Annotated in this window: 1 protein-coding gene; it reads left to right on the top strand. The window is 77.1% G+C overall.

Going from position 1 to position 862, the window contains the following annotated elements; translation table 11 throughout:
* Window positions 1-862 (top strand): FUSC family protein (locus GT045_RS13870; RefSeq protein ID WP_202528009.1); only part of this gene is annotated, 862 nt, incomplete at both ends.

Raw genomic sequence — 862 nt, 5'->3', positions numbered from 1 at the left:
ACGCCGAGACGCGCGGCACCGCCGACGGCCACGCCCGGGCCCGCGCGGCGAGCGCCGCCGCGATCCACGCCGCCTGGCAGTCCCTGCTCGCCGTGGGCGCCCGCCCCGACCCCACCCGGCGCGCGGTCGAACAGCTCCTCGTCCGCGCGGAGGTCGCGCTCGCCGCGCCCGCCGACACCGATCCCGCGCGGCTGCGTGCCTGGGCCCGCGGGCTGCGGGGCACCGGCCGGGTCCCGCGTGTCGCGCAGCCGCGTGAAGCCGCCGAGGAACTTATCGGCGTGGCCGCCGAACGCGCCCTGACGTCCCGGTCGCCGTGGCACCGCCTCACCCCCTGCGCGCCGATCGCCGTCCGCACCGTGCTCGGCTGCGCGTCCGCGGGATACGCCGCCCTCGCCCTCGGTGTCGGCCGCCCCTACTGGGCACTGGTGACCGCGGCCTCCCTCTACCAGGCCAACGTCACGCTCACCTGGAACCGGGGCGTGCAGCGGGTCGTGGGCAACCTCGTCGGCGTCCTCGCCTTCGCCGTCCTCGCCCCGTTCACCCACCTGCACCCCGCCCTCCTGGTGCTGTGCTGCCTCGCCCTCAGCTTCGGCGCGGAGGCGCTGATCGGCCGCAACTACTGGCTGGGCAGCGTGTGCGTCACCCCCATGGCCCTGCTCATCACCGAGTTCGCCCGCACCCAGGACACGACCGAACTGATCACCGACCGGGTGGTGGACACCCTCGTCGGCGCGCTGGTCGGCTTCGTCGCCGCCGTCGCCGTCACCAACCGGCGCGCGGGCGACCGGCTGGACCAGGCGCTGACCACGGCCGAGCGGGCCCGGGAGAGCGCCGCGCGGCTGCTCGCCGAGCCGCAGCCGGC

It is taken from the genome of Streptomyces sp. SID486 (assembly GCF_009865385.1).
Classification (GTDB): domain Bacteria; phylum Actinomycetota; class Actinomycetes; order Streptomycetales; family Streptomycetaceae; genus Streptomyces.
Note: the sequence above shows the minus strand (reverse complement) of the source record. Positions and strands in the feature narration are given on the sequence as shown.